The 16340-nt window shown below is 70.7% G+C and carries 16 protein-coding genes; 5 read left to right on the plus strand and 11 right to left on the minus strand.

All coding sequences use genetic code 11. The features are described from left to right. Positions 1–170 precede the first annotated feature (170 nt). The 3 genes from NS283_RS02155 to NS283_RS02165 form a co-directional block, all read right to left on the minus strand. Positions 171–803: a YdcF family protein gene (locus NS283_RS02155; protein ID WP_153001400.1), complete on the minus strand. Its 633-nt coding sequence runs from the start codon at positions 801–803 to the stop codon at positions 171–173. A 193-nt stretch (positions 804–996) separates the two neighbouring features. After that, positions 997–1581 carry a nitroreductase family protein gene (locus NS283_RS02160; RefSeq protein WP_058595244.1) on the minus strand — a complete coding sequence of 195 codons (585 nt, stop codon included), beginning with the start codon at positions 1579–1581 and terminating at the stop codon, positions 997–999. A 387-nt stretch (positions 1582–1968) separates the two neighbouring features. Further along, positions 1969–3330, minus strand: coding sequence for a glucose-6-phosphate dehydrogenase (locus NS283_RS02165; protein WP_058595245.1), 1362 nt, complete (start codon positions 3328–3330; stop codon positions 1969–1971). A 113-nt stretch (positions 3331–3443) separates the two neighbouring features. Here NS283_RS02165 and NS283_RS02170 point away from each other — a divergent pair, with 113 nt between their 5' ends. From NS283_RS02170 to NS283_RS02180, 3 genes are all read left to right on the plus strand, one after another. Then, positions 3444–5216, plus strand: a complete 1773-nt coding sequence (locus NS283_RS02170) for a glycoside hydrolase family 15 protein (RefSeq protein WP_206542531.1) — start codon at positions 3444–3446, stop codon at positions 5214–5216. Between the two features lie 128 nt (positions 5217–5344). Continuing rightward, on the plus strand, positions 5345–6022 hold the full coding sequence (locus NS283_RS18550) for a hypothetical protein (RefSeq protein ID WP_058595247.1): 678 nt from the start codon (positions 5345–5347) through the stop codon (positions 6020–6022). 14 nt (positions 6023–6036) lie between these two features. After that, positions 6037–6417 (plus strand): VOC family protein, encoded by a 381-nt coding sequence (locus NS283_RS02180; protein WP_058595248.1) that lies wholly within the window; start codon positions 6037–6039, stop codon positions 6415–6417. A 7-nt stretch (positions 6418–6424) separates the two neighbouring features. On the opposite strand, the gene NS283_RS02185 is transcribed toward NS283_RS02180, so the two are convergent. From NS283_RS02185 to NS283_RS02205, 5 genes are all read right to left on the minus strand, one after another. Continuing rightward, complete coding sequence (locus NS283_RS02185) at positions 6425–7582, minus strand: hypothetical protein (protein ID WP_058595249.1); 1158 nt, start codon at positions 7580–7582, stop codon at positions 6425–6427. A 108-nt stretch (positions 7583–7690) separates the two neighbouring features. Then, complete coding sequence (locus NS283_RS02190; protein WP_058595250.1) at positions 7691–8809, minus strand: ABC transporter permease; 1119 nt, start codon at positions 8807–8809, stop codon at positions 7691–7693. Then, positions 8806–9690, minus strand: a complete 885-nt coding sequence (locus NS283_RS02195; protein ID WP_058595293.1) for an ABC transporter ATP-binding protein — start codon at positions 9688–9690, stop codon at positions 8806–8808. The genes NS283_RS02190 and NS283_RS02195 overlap by 4 nt, the downstream gene beginning before the upstream one ends. A 139-nt stretch (positions 9691–9829) precedes the next feature. After that, positions 9830–10498 carry a response regulator gene (locus tag NS283_RS02200; protein ID WP_058595251.1) on the minus strand — a complete coding sequence of 223 codons (669 nt, stop codon included), beginning with the start codon at positions 10496–10498 and terminating at the stop codon, positions 9830–9832. Then, complete coding sequence (locus NS283_RS02205) at positions 10491–11774, minus strand: sensor histidine kinase (protein WP_058595252.1); 1284 nt, start codon at positions 11772–11774, stop codon at positions 10491–10493. The genes NS283_RS02200 and NS283_RS02205 overlap by 8 nt, the downstream gene beginning before the upstream one ends. Before the next feature lie 142 nt (positions 11775–11916). On the opposite strand from NS283_RS02205, the gene NS283_RS02210 reads away from it, so the two are divergent. Continuing rightward, a complete protein-coding gene (locus NS283_RS02210) occupies positions 11917–12489 on the plus strand; it encodes an NADPH-dependent FMN reductase (RefSeq protein WP_058595253.1) in 573 nt (190 codons plus the stop codon). A 76-nt stretch (positions 12490–12565) separates the two neighbouring features. Here NS283_RS02210 and NS283_RS02215 read toward each other — a convergent pair whose 3' ends face one another. The 3 genes from NS283_RS02215 to NS283_RS02225 form a co-directional block, all read right to left on the minus strand. Then, the gene (locus NS283_RS02215) at positions 12566–13807 is read right to left on the minus strand and encodes an RNA polymerase sigma factor (protein WP_058595254.1); all 1242 of its coding nucleotides are present in this window, start codon (positions 13805–13807) and stop codon (positions 12566–12568) included. Further along, a complete protein-coding gene (locus NS283_RS02220; RefSeq protein ID WP_058595255.1) occupies positions 13804–14232 on the minus strand; it encodes a YciI family protein in 429 nt (142 codons plus the stop codon). Before NS283_RS02220 ends, NS283_RS02215 begins: the two co-directional genes overlap by 4 nt. A 409-nt stretch (positions 14233–14641) precedes the next feature. After that, positions 14642–15487, minus strand: a complete 846-nt coding sequence (locus NS283_RS02225) for an exodeoxyribonuclease III (protein ID WP_058595256.1) — start codon at positions 15485–15487, stop codon at positions 14642–14644. Positions 15488–15757: 270 nt separating this feature from the next. On the opposite strand from NS283_RS02225, the gene pyrE reads away from it, so the two are divergent. Then, on the plus strand, positions 15758–16336 hold the full coding sequence (pyrE, locus tag NS283_RS02235) for an orotate phosphoribosyltransferase (RefSeq protein ID WP_058595258.1): 579 nt from the start codon (positions 15758–15760) through the stop codon (positions 16334–16336). Positions 16337–16340 lie beyond the last annotated feature (4 nt).

Consider the following 16340-nt stretch of genomic DNA (forward strand, 5'->3'; position numbering starts at 1 on the left):
ACGGAAGGGGGATGCCACGCGGTGTGCGTGGCATCCCCCTTCCGTGTGCGCGCCCCCGCGCATAAACGCGATCCACTCACGTAAACGCGGTGTGCTCGCGTTTCTGTGAGCGGATCGCGTTTATGGGGTGCGGCCGTCCCGGCGGCTCCTGCATCAGTCGCCCCGTTTCGTCACGGGCAGGGCGTGAGCCAGGCCTTCACGAACGCCGCGGTCTGGTACGCGTACTGGAACGCCCAGTCGTACAGCGACATGTTCGTGTCGACACCCATCACGGTGACGTCGCCCCCGTAGCACTTCTCGAAGATGTACCGCGTGCGGGCGACATGCGGGGTGAAGGTGATCACGACCGTCTTGTCGCTGGGATGGCTCGCAACGTAGTCGGTGAGGAGTTTGGCCTCGCCGGCGGTGGTGAACGGGTCCGGCCGCTTGCAGGTGACCTCGGGCTCGCCACACGCGTCGATCTGAGAGGCGTCGAAGGCGCGGTCCCCATGCCCCTTTGCGGAACCCGACACGGAGATCAACATCGGCAGGTTGCTATCGGCGTCGCGAAGGGTCTCACCGAGATCGATTCGCTGCTGCTGGGGCGGTCCGATGACGTACACGAGGCTCGCATCGGTGGGATCGCCCTGCGGGGGGAAGACGTAGAGGGGGAGCCCCGCCACGACGATCGCGGCGAAAACGACGGCGAGTGCCACGCTGACCCGACGTACGCGTCGCCACCGTACGCGTCCGCGCTGAGCCTGCGCGATCGCGATGGGCTGTGATTCCGGTGCACCGGCTTCGGTGGGCGAAGAGGTCGTCACGTAGGCGATGGTAAGTCGCCCTTGTGAACGCCAGATTGCCGACGACAGGTGAGCGCGGCCCGCCACCGACCCCGCGCGATCGCCTCGGGATGCCGAGTCCGCGTCGACTCTCCCTGCTCATCGGGCCGAGCACGTTCGCCCCGGCACCGCGGTTTCGGGTGCAGGGGCGAACGAGTGTCGGCGGGTGTCGTGGTCAGGCGTCGACGAGCAGCGACTCCGCGATCGTGCGGCGCTCGCGCGGCGCGAGCTCGCGCTGGCGCAGGCCCTCTTCGGCCGCGTCGACGTCGCCGAGGGCTCCCACGGCGATGACGGTCACCGGCACGAAGCGGGGCTCGATGTCGAAGGCCGCGCGGAGGGCATCGACCTCGAAGCCGCCCATCTGGTGCGTCGCGAGACCCTCGGTGTGCGCCTGCACGGTGAAGTGCGCGGCGGCCTGACCGGCGTCGTACAGTGCCCAGGGGCGTGCCTCGCCCTCGGCGGTCTCGGTCTCGGCGAGGACGACGATCAGCGCGCCGGCGGCCGGAGCCCATGCCTGGTTGAAGCCCATCAGGGCCGACACGACGCGGGCGTGCGCGTCGCCGCCGCGACGGGCGACGATGAGGCGCCACGGCTGGTGGTTCATGCCCGACGGTGCCCAGCGGGCGGCTTCCAGGGCTGAACGCAGCGCGGCTTCGTCGATGGGCGTCTCGGGGTCGAAGACGCGGGTGCTCCAGCGCTCGGCGAGCACGTCGAGGATGGGAGCGTCAGTGGGGGCGGTGCGATCGAGAACGAGAGACATGGGTCCTCCTGTGGAAAGAAAACTGAGCCGGGACGCCGTTGACCCGAACCAGTGAACGCCACGCGCGCACGAGATGTTCCCATGTGACGTCGTGCGTCGCGCCCTCATAGAGAGATTTCAGGATGCCGCGCCCCGCGCGCGTCGATGATCGACGGCTCGGCACCGTGCCGCAACCGTGCCACCCGCGGAGGACGAGCGCGCTGACGCTGCCGCCCCGACCCCGGCCCCGTGGCCGCGTCTGTCACGCACGCGTCCGTGACGAGCGGAGGGTGAGGGACGAGAGGAGGATGCCTCGGGCCCGAGGGTCCTCCGTTCGTCCCAGGCCCTCCCTTGGTCATCCGATCAACACAGGGTCACCGGCTCGACACCCGGCCACCGGCTCGACCCTCAGTCCCTCCAGGAAGCCGGGCCGGCGCTCCCCGCCGCGTACTCGTCGAGCGGCACCTCGTTCTGGCGCCACGCGTCGATCACCGGCTGCACGATGCGCCAGCACTGCTCGGCCGCATCGCCGCGGACGGCGAGCATCGCGTCGCCGTCGAGGATGCCCGAGAGCACTTCGCCGTACGCCTTGAGCGCGCCCTCGCCGAGGTCGGCGTCGAGGGTCACGCGCTCGAGCTCGAGCGGGTCGTCGGCGCCGTTGACGTTGAGCTCGAGGCTCATCGTGTCGGGGCCGAGCGAGAACACGAGCTTCGACGGGTCGCTCTCGCCGACGAATCCGCCCGGAAGGTGCCGCACGGGCTTGAAGGTGACGGTGACGGCCGGGTCTCCGGCATCCAGAGCCTTGCCCGATCGGAGCGTGATGGGCACACCCTGCCAGCGCGCGGTGCGCACCTCGACGGTCATCTCGGCGAGCGTCTCGGTGTTGCGCGACGGGTCGACGCCGGGCTCGTCGACGTACGAGACGAAGTGCCGCTCGCCCACCTCGCCCGCGGTGTAGCGGGCGCGGCGGGAGTTCTTGACCGGGTCGTCGTCGAGCACGTGCGTTGCGCGCAGCACGGCCGACGTCGCGTCGCGCAGGTCGAGCTGGTCGAGAGATGACGGCGGCTCCATCGTGACGAACGCCATGACCTGCAGCAGGTGGCTCTGGATCATGTCGACCAGGGCTCCCGCGGAGTCGTAGTACCCGGCGCGGCCCTCGAGGCCGAGCTTCTCGGGGAAGTCGACCGTGATGGTCGCGATGTCGTCGGCCGACCACACGCTCTCGATGAGACGGTTGGCGAAGCGCACGCCCAGCAGATTGAGCACCGTGGATCGACCGAGGAAGTGGTCGATGCGGAAGACCTGGTCTTCGGGGACGAGGGTCGCGAGCTGCTGGTTGAGCTTGTGGGCGCTGGCTTCGTCGGTGCCGAAGGGCTTCTCGAGCGCGAGGATCGTGCCCGCGGGGATCGTGACGTCGGCGAGGGCGAGGCACGACTTCTCGGTCACGGCCGGGGGGACGGCGAAGTACAGCGCCGGGCGTCCTTCGGCGTCGTCCAGGAGCGTCTGCAGGTCGGCGGCCTTGGTGATGTCGGCTCGCGAGTAGGTCGTCGCCGAGACCTGGTCGAAGGCGGCCTCGGCATCCATCGTCTGGAAGGCCTTCTTCACGACCTCGCGCCAGTGCTCGTCGGTCCAGTCGTCCATGCCGGCGCCGTGCAGGCGGATGGAGCGCTTCGGCTCGCGCGCGAGCAACTGGCCGAGGGCCGGGAGGAGCAGTCGAGAGGTGAGGTCGCCCGAGGCGCCCAGGATGATCAGGGTCGTGTCCGCCGCCATGGGGCAACCGTAGCGCTCGGCTCCGACATCCTCGGGATGCTTGCAGCGCGCGCATGGATGCCACTATCGAGATGTTCTGCCACGATGTCGGCGGCACCTGCCATGATCCGAGGGTGACCACTCCGATCGAGGACTACGCGGTCCTCAGCAACTGCCGCTCCGCAGCCCTGGTCTCCCGCGACGGGAGCATCGACTGGCTCTGCCTGCCGCGGTACGACAGCGGGTCGATGCTCGGTGCCCTCCTCGGCGACGAGTCGCACGGGCGGTGGTCGCTGCGCCCCGCCGATCCCGAGGCCCGGGCGACCCGGCGCTACGACGGCGACACCTTCGTCCTCGTGACGCGCTGGGAGACAACGACCGGTGTCGCCGACGTCTACGACGCGATGCCGGTAGACGAGGGCGTCGAAGCGGTGATCCGCCGCGTGGTCGGGGTGTCGGGCGAGGTCGACTTCGTCAGCGAGGTCCGTCTGCGCTTCGACTACGCGCGCGCCGTCCCGTGGGTCCAGCAGATCGGACAGGGCGGCGAACACGCGATCCTCGCCGTCGCGGGTCCCGATGCCGTCGTCATCCGGGGTCCGCGCCTGATCGCCGTCGACACCGCACATCGCGGCCGGTGGACGACGGCGGCCGGGAAGAGCGTCGATTCCGTGCTCTCGTGGGGCCCGTCGTGGCAGGCCGCCCCCGCGGCGTTCAACGTCGAGGCGGCCCTCGAACGCACGCGCGAATGGTGGGCCGCGTGGGCCGACCGCGTGCAGTCCGCCGGCACGCACGCGGCGCTCGTCACCCGCTCGCTCATGGTGCTGCGCGCCCTCACGCACTCCGAGACCGGCGGCATCGTCGCGGCCGCGACCACGTCGCTCCCCGAGGCCTTCGGCGGCTCCCGCAACTGGGACTACCGCTACGTGTGGCTGCGCGACGCCGCGCTCACGCTGAGCGCCTACATCGACCACGGATACCTGGATGCCGCCCAGCACTGGCGCACGTGGCTGCTCCGGGCGATCGCGGGCGATCCCGCCGACGTGCAGATCATGTACGGCATCGCGGGGGAGCGCGATCTGCCCGAGCGCGAGATCGCGAGTCTTCCGGGGTACGGCGGGGCCGCGCCCGTGCGGATCGGCAACGGGGCGGTCACGCAGTACCAGGCCGATGTCATCGGCGAGGTCATGGTGGCCCTCGAGGCCGCGCGGAACGCCGGCGTCGAAGAGACGACCTTCTCGTGGTCGCTCCAGCGCGCCCTGCTGAACCAGCTCGCGGGCGAGGTCGACAAGCCCGACCTCGGCATCTGGGAGATGCGCGGTGAGCCGCACTACTTCACCCACTCCCGGGCGATGGTGTGGGCGGCGTTCGACCGTGGCATCCGGGCCGTCGAAGAGGGCGGTCGTGAGGGCGAGGTCGACACGTGGCGCGCGCTGCGCGACAGTGTGCGCGCCGACATCGATGCCCGCGGTGTGCACGAAGGCGGCTGGTTCACGCAGCACTTCGACACCGACGAGGTCGACGCCTCGCTGCTCGTGCTGCCGCAGGTGGGCTTCTGCGCCTACGACGATCCGCGCATGCTCGCCACGGTCGCGCGCATGGAAGAGACGCTCATGCCCGACGGGTGGCTCCTGCGCTACCGCACCACCGGTGTCGACGGGCTCAGCGGCGACGAGCATCCCTTCCTCGCGTGCTCGTTCTGGCTGGTCGGGCAGTACGCGCACAGCGGGCGGCGCGACGAGGCCGTGGGGTTGATGAAGCGCCTCACGGCGGTCGCGAACGACCTCGGTCTGCTGTCGGAGGAGTACGACCCCACGACGAAGCGGCAGGCCGGCAACACCCCCCAGGCCCTGTCGCATCTCGCGCTCGTGGGCGCGGCCGACGCCCTGGATGCCACGGCTCCGCGCTGAGCCCGCCCCCCCCGCCGCGGGTGACTGCGCCTGTCGAGGCCTCCGGTCCCTTCGACGGGCTCAAGGACCTCGCGCACGGGGCGGGTGAGACCGCCCTCGCCCCCACCGCGCGGCCCTAGAGTCATCGCATGGACGACGACGTCGAGCTGCGCCGCCTGCGCGAGCAGGTCTACGGCGTCGACGGTGCCGCCGCCACGCCGGCGATGATCGCCCGGCTCGCCGAGCTCGAGGAGAGCACGCGACGTCCGACGGTCGCGGAAGATCCTCCCGCCGAGACACCGGATGCCGAGCCCCCGGCCCCCGTGGCAGAGGTCGCCGAACCGGCCGCCCGTCGTCCGGCCCTCCGGTGGGCGCTCGGCGCGGTCGCCGCCGTCGCCCTCGTCGGGCTCGGCGTCGCGATCGGCTCCACGTTCGCGGCCCCGCCGTCGACCGCGGCCACCGCCGATCCCGCCGAGGCGAGCCTGCCCGAGCTCACCTTCCCGCAGACGGCCGAAGACGTCATCTCGGCCGAGATCCTGAGCGACAGCGGCATCGACCCGGCGAGTACGCGCTACATCGCGACCGTGAGCGACTTCCGCATCTACCTCGCCCGGCCGGACGACGGCGATGGGCGCTGCATCGCGACCTTCACCTCCACCGAGAACCGTCCCTGGTCGGCCGGATGCGCGAGCGGAGCGCAGGTCGGGGCCGCTGTCTTCGGCATCGACGACCGACTCACCGTCGCGATCGGCGAGCCCGTCTCGTCGGGGGTCGATGGCATCCCGATCCGTCTGTCCGACAGCGTCACGGCATTCGTGGCGCGCTGAACGAAGGAGACCCCATGTTCGACCCTGCCGGTGCCTTCCCGGGCTTCGCCGTCGACGACCTCGACGCCGCCCATCGGTTCTACGCGGACACGCTCGGCCTCACCGTGGAGGTTCTGGCCGGCTCGGGCTTCCTGTCGCTCCAGCTCGCCTCGGGCGGGAGCGTGCTCGTCTACGGCAAGCCGAACCACACGCCCGCGTCGTTCACGGTGCTGAACTTCCCCGTCGCGGATGTCGAGGCGGCCGTCGACGACCTGCGGGCGCGCGGCGTCGAGACGAAGATCTACGACGATGCGGACTTCCCCACCGACTCGCGCGGGATCATGCGCGAGGGCGGACCGCTGATCGCGTGGTTCCGCGACCCGGCGGGCAACGTGCTCGCGGTCCTCGAGGAGTGACGCCGCGTCAGCCGGCCGGCTGCAGGTCGGTGCCGGTGGCGTCGAGGCGGAAGAACGCGTCGCGGTAGTCGTCGCGTAGCCCGAAGGACATCTCCGGCGCGCCGACGTTGCGGATGAACGTCGGGCTCTGGACATCGTCGTCGGTCGCGCGCTCGATGCGAGCCGACGCACCGTCGGTGGGAAGCCCGCTCTGGGCGGACGCCTGCTCCATCGCGGGCCAGAGCCGGTCGAGGGCGACGTCCGACCACGAGAACTGCTCCTCCGCGAGCTCGGGCTGACTGTGAGCCGCCCCGTCGTGGCTCACGACGCCGCCGCGGTAGGTCCACTCGTCGGTCTCGACGGCCCCGACGCGGATCGGGGCGTCGACGATGACGGCATCCGGGATCACCGTGATCGACACGACCCGGTCGTGCCCGATCGCGTCCTGGAGCGCCCCTTCGGCGGTCTTGAGCGCGTCGGGGTGCCGCATGTCGACGCTCCACCGGCCGTCCGACCAGGCGTCGAGGGTCAGCCCGACCGCCTCGCGGAAGGGCAGCACCACGACGGCACCCGCGAGCACGGCGACGAGCGTGAACACCGCCAGGCGCAGGGGCCGTCCACGGCGGCCGATGCCGATCAGCGGTCCGCGGCGGCGACCCTTGTCGATGCGCGTCCCGGGGGGAATCGGGCGGACGTCGACCTCGGAACGGGGCGGGACGACGAGGCGCGCGATCTCGGCGGGCGAGAGCTCCCCGTCGGCGAAGGCGATCTCGGGCCCGCCCTCGAGGAGGATCGCGACGTCGCGCTCGAGGCCGGCCTGGTAGGCGGGCAGCTCGGTCAGGGGCACGAGCCTGCGGATGGTCGTCGCCCACGCGTCCCCCGTGAGCGAGACCGCCGTGACGTCGATGTCGCACACGGGCTGCTCGTTGACGAACGTGCCGGTCTGGCGCACCGCGTCGATGCGCGCGCGTCCGAGACGCCGGGCATCGCGGGCTTCCTGCACGGCGGCAGGGGAGGGGAGCGCAGCAGCGAGCCCCCCGCCCAGCCGCGAGACGGTGGTCGCGGCGATACAGACCCCGATGGCGATGCCGAAGATGAGCATCCCCGGGTCCGGATTCCCCAGAAGCGAGACGACGAGACCGCCGATCGCTGCCCCCAGCGCGGCGAAAGCAAGAAGGCGGAGCACCGAAAGAGCCTAATCGCCCCGTGAGAACACGGCGAGGAGGGGAGGGAAGAGGGGAGGGATGCCGAAGCCCTGGCATCCCTCCCCCTTCCTCGCCGCGGCGCGCCGACCTCAGCCCTTCAGCGCCTCCGCGAGCTTCACGCGCGCCCCCATCCGCAGGAGGGAGTTCTGGTAGATCCGCGCGCCGATGGCGATCGCCGCGACGCACGACGCGATGAGGACGAGCAGCGACAGCACCGGCTCCCACCACTGCGCGTCACCGAGGTACATGCGCAGCGGCATCCCCACCGGCGCCGAGAACGGCACGTACGACATGATCGTCAGCACGACCGGGTTGTCGTTGAAGAAGATCACGAGGAAGTACGGCGCCATGATCAGCATCGTGATCGGGGTCGTGGTGGCCCCGATGTCCTCCTGACGCGAGACCATCGCGGCGGCGGCGGCGAACAGCGACGCCAGCAGCACGAACCCGAAGAGGAAGAAGATCGCGAACCAGGCGATCGGGGCGCCCAGGGCGCTGAGCACCCCGGCCTGATCCGTCACGGCGAGGCCGATCACCGCGACCGCGGCGAGGAGCACGATCTGCGCCATCGCGAGCACCGTGTTGCCGAGCACCTTGCCGGCGAGCAGTGCGCGCACGGGGATCGCCGAGATGAGGATCTCGACCACCCGTGTCTGCTTCTCTTCCACGACGCTCTGCGCGATCGTGCCGCCGAAGGTCGACGCCGCGATGAGGAACACGAGCCCGAACGCGAGGGCGATGAAGTAGCGCAGCGCGCTCGCCGCGCCAGCTCCCGGCTCGAGCTCCTGAACGGGGGGCGTCTCGCTGAGCATCTGCAGAAGGGTCGAGGGCACCGAGTCCTTCACGACGACGGTGTAGTCGAACGAGGCGTCCGACGAACCCGACACCAGGGCGGCATCCACCGTCCCGTCCTCGACGAGGGCCGTGGCCGCGTCGTCGCTGTCGGCGACGGTGACCTCGAGTCCGTCGAGTCCCTCGACCGCCGCCTGCGTCTGCGCCGTGACGGCGACCGGGATGCCGCTTCCCGAGAGGTTGTTCGCGGCGAAACCGCCCCAGACGACCGAGGCGAGGGCGGCGAGCACGAGGATGATCGTCGAGATGACGAACGCCTTGCTGCGCAGCTTCGAGCCGATCTCGCGTTCGGCGACGAGCCAGATGCTCTGCAGGTCGCTGGGGGCGCGGTGCGTGGTCGGGGTCGTGGTGCTCACTGGATGACCTCCTTGAAGATCTCGGCGAGGGTAGGTCTCTGCGGAGCGAAGCTCACGACGTCGCCGCGCGAGACGGCCCCCTGCAGAACGCGCTGGGCCGAGGCGTCGTCGGCGGCGTCGAACAGGGCGTAGCCCCCGTCGAAGTCGAGGACCGTCACCCCCGGCTCGTCGCGCAGCCACCCGGCGTCGCCGCGCGACACCAGTTCGTAGCGGTGCGTGGCGTGCTCGGCCCGGAGGCCCTCGCGGGTCCCGGCCGCGCGGATCGTGCCGCCGGCGATGATGACGAGGTCGTCGCACAGCCGCTCGACGACGTCGAGCTGATGCGACGAGAACAGCACCGCGGCGCCCGCGGCCGCCTTCTCCTGCAGCACCCCGGCGACGACGTCGACGGCGAGCGGGTCGAGGCCCGAGAACGGCTCGTCGAGGATGAGCACGTCGGGCTCGTGGACGAGGGATGCCGCGATCTGCGCGCGCTGCTGGTTGCCCAGCGAGAGCGTCTCGACGAGGTCGCCGAGGCGCTCGCCGAGTCCGAGGCGCTCGAGAAGGGCCGTCGCCTTGGCGGTGGCCTCGGCCTTGCCGAAGCCGTGCAGCCGCGCGAGGTAGGCGATGTGCTCGGCGACCTTCATCTTCGGGTACAGCCCGCGCTCCTCGGGCATGTAGCCGAAGCGGCGGCGGTCGGACGTGGTGACGGGTGAGCCGTTCAGCACGACCGAACCGGCGTCCTTTCCGAGCACGCCGAGGGCGATGCGCATGGTCGTGGTCTTGCCGGCGCCGTTGCCGCCGACGAACCCCGTCAGCCGCCCGGGGGCGACGGTGAAGCTCACGTCGTCGAGCACGCGGCGACCGCCGTAGCTCTTGGTGATGCCGTCCAACTGGAGCACGGTGCATCCCTTCTTCTCGATGCTTCCCACGCTAGGGATCCGGATGCCACGGCACCTCCGCCGCGGGTGGGGTCGTCGCCTCCGCCTCTCGGGGGAGGGCAGCCGGAGGTCCCTGAGCTCGTCGAGGGACCGGGCGCCGTCAGGCCAGGCCGTGCCGGTGCGCGAACACCACGGCCTGCACCCGGTCGCGCGCGCCGAGCTTCTGCAGCACGTTCGACACGTGCGTCTTCACCGTCGCCTCGCCGATGAACAGTCGCGCGGCGATCTCGGCGTTGCTCAGGGCCTCGGCGACGAGTCTCAGAACCTCCGACTCGCGCTCGGTCAGCGGTTCCGCGAGCGTGAGCGGGGGAGGGACGGATGCCGCGGGCTCGGGCGAGCGTCCCGAGGCGAAGCGCTCGATGACGCGGCGGGTGACCTCGGGCGCGAGCAGAGCGTCTCCGGCGCCGACGACGCGCACGGCCGAGACGAGCTCTTCCGGGCCGGCGTTCTTCAGCAGGAATCCACTCGCTCCGGCCGACAGCGCGGCGAAGAGGTAGTCGTCACGGTCGAACGTCGTGACGATGAGGATCGCGGCGTCCGAGGCGGGGTCGGCGGTGAGGAGTCGCGTGGCCTCGAGGCCGTCCATGTCGGGCATCTGCACGTCCATGCAGATGACGTCGGGACGCAGCTCCGCCGCCGCGGTGATGGCCTCGCGGCCGGTCGTGGCCTCGCCGACGACCGTGATGTCGTCTTCGAGCGAGAGGATCGTGCGGAAGCCCGCGCGCATCATCGCGTGGTCGTCGACCAGGAGGACCCGCAGCTCAGACATGGGCCACCTCGTTCTGCACGGCCGGGACGCGCACGCGAACGAGGTAGCCGCCGCGGGAGCGCGGTCCGATCTCGATCGTGCCGCCCGAGACGGCCGCGCGTTCGCGCATGCCCAGCTGACCGAGCCCCGGCGTTCTCGAGCCCGCGCGGCCCGTGTTCGAGACCTCGAGCTCGATGGCATCCGGATCGAATCGCAGGCGGACGTCGGCGGTGGCATGGGGGCCGGCGTGCCGGCGCGCGTTGGTGAGAGCCTCTTGCGCGATGCGGTACAGGTTCACCTGCACGAGCGGGGGCGGATCGTGCGCGGGTTCGCCGATCGCGGTGAAGGTGGTGGGAAGGCCCGCGGCCGTCGCTTCGTCGACGAGCGCCGCGATCGAGGTCAGACCGTGCGTGGTCGGCGCGGTGTCGGGGTCGGACTCGCTACCGGGGGCGCGGAGCGTCTCGAGCAGCTGGCGCAGCTCGTGGAGCGACGTCCGCGCGGAGTCCTCGATGCCCGCGAGCACCTCGCGCGCTCGGTCGGGGTCCTTGGTCGACAGCGCTCGAGCAACGCCCGCCTGCACGCCCATGAGCGATACGTGGTGCGCGACGACGTCGTGCAGCTCGCGCGCGATGCGCACACGGTCGAGCGCGACCGCCTGCGCCGCGGTGACCTCGCGTTCGGCTTCGAGTTCCGCGGTGCGCTCCTCGAGCGCGGCGCGCTCGCTCATCTGCTGGTGGGAGCGGTTCCCGAAGTAGTACGCCCCGCCGAAGAACAGCGCGTTCACGCCGATCATGAGCAACTGGTAGGCGACGAACGGCGAGAAGGCTCCCGCGCGTGAGAACGCCCCCTCGACGGAGGGATCGACGGGCTGGGTCGCGTCTTGGAACATCACGACGAACAACCACGTGAACATGCCGACGATGATCGCGATCCGCACGATCGTCGCGCGCCGCCGGTTCTGCTCCCACGCGCCCACGGTGTACAGCGCGATGAACATCGCGATGTTGCCGGCGTAGATCTCGGGGATCCGCAGGGTCACCGCGAGGAAGTACGCGACCGACACGACGACGGCGGTGACCGACGGCCATCGCCGCCGCACCGCGATGGGCAGGGCGAGCACGAAGACATATCCGACGGCGAGGGCGAGCGACGCCTGTTTGTCGCCGTAGAGGCCCGAGACCGCCGACAGCACGGCGCTGAGCAACCCGCCGAGCAGCAGCATGATCGCGAGCACGATGTCGTTGCGTCGCTGAGTGGGGGTGAGCTCACGGGTGAACGTGCGGGTGAGCGGTGGCATCCCCTCACGCTACGGGGGACCTCAGCCAGCTGCATCCCCCTCGGGACGGAGTCAAGGGGAGGGGGAATACAGGTTCACCGTCGATGCTTGCAGGTGAATGTACCCGGGCGCGCGCCGCCCTCCGTCCCCAGAGAGGATCACCGTGACCGACTACACGATCGGCTACATCGTCGGAAGCATCTCCAGCACCTCGATCAACCGCCGCCTGGCGAAGGCCCTCGAGAAGGTCGCGCCCGAGGGCGTGACGCTCAAGGAGATCCCGATCAAGGACCTCCCCTTCTACTCGCCCGACTACGACGGGAACTTCCCCGAGGTCGCCAAGGAGTTCAAGAAGGCGATCGAGGATGCCGACGGCGTCTTCGTGGTGACCCCCGAGTACAGCCGTTCGATTCCCGGCGTGCTCAAGAACGCGCTCGACTGGTCGGCGCGTCCCTACGGCGAGGCGTCGTTCAACGACAAGCCGACCGCCGTGATCGGGACCTCGCAGGGCGGCATCGCCACCGCTGCGGGCCAGCAGCACCTCCGCTCCGTGCTCCTGCACTACAACGCCCTCGTCCTGGGCCAGCCCGAGGGCTACATCCAGTCGACCCCCGGCCTCTTCGAGGAGGACGGCACCGTGACCGACGAGGGCACCGCCGCGTTCCTCCGCTCGATCATCGAGGCGCTCGTCACGCTCATCCAGCGCACGGCTCCCGCCGAGGTCCCCGCGGTCTGACGCCCGCGCAACGGCGGGGTCGGGGTTCGCCTCGGCCTCGCCGTCGTCGCGCTCAGCCGCCCCCGCGTCCTTCGGTTCAGCGCCCCAGAGCCTCGGCCTTGCGCCGTAGGAGCGCTGCGGCGCGCTCGTTCCGGGTGCGATCGGCGGCCTCGAGCAGCTGCGCCCGCGCCTCGTCGTGGCGCCCTAGCCGCGCCAACAGTTCTCCGCGCACCGACGGGATGAGGTGCGACCCTTTCAGCACCCCGGCGTCGGCGAGGTCGTCGACGATCGAGAGTCCCTCGAGCGGTCCGGATGCCATCGACACGGCGACCGCGCGATTGAGCTCGACCACGGGACTCGGTGCCACGCGGCCGAGCATCTCGTACAGCAGGACGACGCGGTCCCAGTCCGTCGCCTCCACGCTCGACGCCTCGGCGTGACACAGCGCGATCGCCGCCTGCAGCTGGTACGGCCCTCGGCCTTTCCCCATCGCGTCCGCGCGATCGAGGAGCGCCCGCCCGCGCGTGATCGCCGAGTGATCCCAACGCCGCCGGTCCTGGTCGGCGAGGAGCACGGCATCCCCGTTCGCGTCGACGCGGGCCGCGAAGCGTGAGGCCTGCAGCTCCATGAGCGCCGACAGCCCCAGTGCCTCGGGCTCGCGGGGCATCAGCCGGTTGACCACGCGTCCGAGTCGCACGGCTTCGTGCGCGAGCTCGGTGCGCAGCACGGCGTCGCCGCCGCTCGCGGCGTACCCCTCGGTGAAGATCAGGTAGATCACGCTGAGCACCGCGCCCCGTCGCGCGGGCCACTCCGCCGGCTCGGGGACCGCGAAAGGCACGCGTGCGGCCGTCAGCGCCTTCTTCGCCCGGACGATCCGCTGCTGCATCGTCGGCACCGGAACGAGGAAGAGTCGTGCGATCGCCTCCGTGTCGAGACCGCCGACGACCTTCAGGGTCAGTGCGACCTGTGCCTCGCGTGACAAGACGGGGTGGCACGCCGCGAACACGAGCCGCAGCACGTCGTCGTCGATCGGCTGCCACTCGGCATCCGAGATCTCGTCGAGATCGGCACCCATGAGCCGGTACTTCTCGTCGAGGTTCCGCTGCCGTCGCCACCCGTCGATCGCCCGGCGCTTGGCGACCGCGGTGAGCCACGCCCCCGGATTGTTCGGGATGCCGTCCCGCGGCCACTGCACGAGCGCTTCGGCCACGGCATCCTGAGCCAGATCCTCGGCCGTCGCGAGATCGCCGACCACGCGGGCAAGCGCCGCGACGATCCGGGCACCTTCGATGCGCCAGATCGCCGCGACGCGGCGCGAGAGGTCGGGGTCGGAGCTCACCGCGAGGCCTGCTCCTCGCGCCAGCCCTCCTCCTTCTGGATGTACTCGTTGTCGGCGAACGCCGCGAAGTCGGTCTCGTCGGTCACGCGGCGCACCTCGAGCTTGTTGCCGGCGATGAGGGGTGCTCGGCGCGCCCACTCGATCGCTTCGTCGCGCGAGGACACCTCGATGATCCAGAAGCCGTTGAACAGCTCGTGCGTCTCGCCGTAGGGGCCGTCGGTGACCACCGGCTCCTCGCCACCGAACTCGACGACGAAGTTCTGGCTCATGTCCTCGGCCAGGCCGTCGCCGGCGACGAGCACGCCCGCGTTGATCATGGACTCGTTGTACGCGCCCATGTCGTTGATGATCTGCTCGAACGGGATCTTCTTGTACGCCGCGTATGCCTCGTCGGTGCCGCGCATGATCAGCATGTACTTCGTCATGGTGGGTTCTCTCCTCTGCTTCGAGGGCTGCGGATGCCTGCCCCTACTATCGCGTCGAACGGCGACGGGCGGAATCGACAGGCCCCGGGAAAAAGTTCCGGGGCCCGTGTGCGGGCGGTTCGGCAGAGTCGGAGGGATGCAACGGATTCGGATCTCATGGGGGTGTGCGTCCGATTCTGTGGCGCCGGTCCGATTCCGGTGCCCTGGTCGGAGCGCGCGCGGCAGGCGCGGGCGCCCTACCGGGGGCCGTGCTGCTTGCGGGCGCCTCACCAGAATCGGAGGGGAACATCGGATTCGGATGCCGTGGCGGCATCCGTCCGATTCTGTCGCGCCGGTCCGATTCCGGTGCCCTGGTCGGAGCGCGCGCGTCGGCGCGGCGTGCCGTCAGTCGGATGCCACACCCCGGGGCTCAGCCGAAGATCATCGGCAGATCGTCGTCGTCTCCGGCATCCGTCAGGTCGAGGTCGGCGACGACCGGGACGTGGTCGCTCGGGACCTCGCCTTTCCGCTCGTTGCGGTGGATCTCGGCGCCCTGAACCGCGTCGGCGAACGCGCGCGACCCGAGGATGAAGTCGATGCGCAGCCCCTCGTTGCGGGGGAAGCGCAGCTGCTTGTAGTCCCAATACGTGTAGCCGGTGGGGATGAGCGGACGGACGACGTCGGTCAGCCCGGCCGTCTCGAAGGCGGCGAAGGCGGCACGCTCGGGTGGCGAGACGTGGGTGGTCGCGCCCTCGACGACCGTGGGGTCGCCGTTGTCGGCATCCGTCGGGGCGATGTTGAAATCGCCGGTCAGCGCGAGCGGCAGGTCGGGGTTCTCTGCGAGCGTCTCGGCCGTGTACTGGCGGAGCTTCTCGAGCCAGTCGAGCTTGTAGGTGTAGTGCGGGTCGTCGAGTCCGCGACCGTTCGGAACGTACAGGCTCCACACCCGCACGCCGTCGACGGTGGCGCCGATCGCGCGCGCCTCCTGCGGGAGGTCGGGCCCCTCTTTGCCCTTCTCGAAACCGGGCATGCCGGGAAAGCCGATCTCGACGTCTTCGAGCGGCTCGCGGCTCGCGATCGCGACACCGTTCCACTGGTTCAGTCCGTGCGCGGCGACGTGGTACCCGGCCTCTTCGAACGCCGCATAGGGGAACTGCTCGGTCTTGCACTTGATCTCCTGCATCGCCAGCACGTCGATGTGCTCGCGCACGCAGAACTCGACGGTGCGGGTGACGCGGGCGCGGATGGAGTTGACGTTCCAGGTGGCCAGGCGCATGGCATCCAGCCTACTTTCGGGCGGGGACATCGTCGGTCTCGTGGAGGTGGGTCGGGTGGGCTGTCGTGCCGTCGCGTCGGGCCCGTGCCGTCGCGCGGAGTTCGTGCCCGACACGCCGCTCGAGGCGGCGCGGCCGCGGCGTGTCGCCGACGAACTCCGCCGGACGGATGCCGAAGCTCCGCGCCGCGACATCCCCGGCCGGACGGATGCCGAAGCTCCGCGCGGTGACATCCCTCGGCCGCGCCGACATCGGCCAATAGAATCGATCGCGTGACCGCCGCCTCAACGCCCGAGCTCGAAGCCGACCGCCAGGCCCTCATCGGCCTCATCAAAGCCGAGGCGGTGTTCCACGGCGACTTCACCCTCTCGAGCGGCAAGAAGGCGACGTACTACGTCGACATGCGCAAGCTCACGCTCGACCACCGCGCTGCCCCCGCGATCGGCCGCCTCGTGCTCGATCTCGTGAAGGACCTCGACGGCGTCGTCGCCGTCGGCGGACTGACCCTCGGCGCCGACCCGATCGCGAACGCCGTCATGCACGAGTCGGTGCACGCCGGCCACCCGCTCGACGCGTTCGTCGTGCGCAAGGAGCCCAAGGACCACGGCCGCGGCCGCCAGATCGAGGGCGCCGACGTCAAGGGCAAGCGCGTCGTCGTGGTCGAAGACACCTCCACCACCGGCCAGTCCGCGCTCAAGGCCGTCGAAGCCCTGCGCCGCGAGGGCGCCGAGGTCGTCGCCGTCGCCGTGATCGTCGACCGCAAGACGGGCGCTCAGGCGGCGATCGAGGCGGAGGGCCTGCGGTGGCTGGCATCCATCGATCTCGACGACCTGGGCCTCCAGCCGCAGTAACGGC

This window comes from Microbacterium testaceum (genome assembly GCF_001476285.1).
In the GTDB taxonomy this organism is placed as follows: domain Bacteria; phylum Actinomycetota; class Actinomycetes; order Actinomycetales; family Microbacteriaceae; genus Microbacterium; species Microbacterium testaceum_B.

What these genes read in the sequence shown, in the direction of transcription:
- NS283_RS02160 (WP_058595244.1), bottom strand. Translation starts at nt 1,581, where the DNA reads ATGTCTCTCGTTCTCGATCGCACCGCCCCCACTGACGCTCCCATCCTC.
- NS283_RS02165 (WP_058595245.1), bottom strand. Translation starts at nt 3,330, where the DNA reads ATGGCGGCGGACACGACCCTGATCATCCTGGGCGCCTCGGGCGACCTC.
- NS283_RS18550 (WP_058595247.1), top strand. Translation starts at nt 5,345, where the DNA reads ATGGACGACGACGTCGAGCTGCGCCGCCTGCGCGAGCAGGTCTACGGC.
- NS283_RS02180 (WP_058595248.1), top strand. Translation starts at nt 6,037, where the DNA reads ATGTTCGACCCTGCCGGTGCCTTCCCGGGCTTCGCCGTCGACGACCTC.
- NS283_RS02200 (WP_058595251.1), bottom strand. Translation starts at nt 10,498, where the DNA reads ATGTCTGAGCTGCGGGTCCTCCTGGTCGACGACCACGCGATGATGCGC.
- NS283_RS02205 (WP_058595252.1), bottom strand. Translation starts at nt 11,774, where the DNA reads ATGCCACCGCTCACCCGCACGTTCACCCGTGAGCTCACCCCCACTCAG.
- NS283_RS02220 (WP_058595255.1), bottom strand. Translation starts at nt 14,232, where the DNA reads ATGACGAAGTACATGCTGATCATGCGCGGCACCGACGAGGCATACGCG.
- NS283_RS02225 (WP_058595256.1), bottom strand. Translation starts at nt 15,487, where the DNA reads ATGCGCCTGGCCACCTGGAACGTCAACTCCATCCGCGCCCGCGTCACC.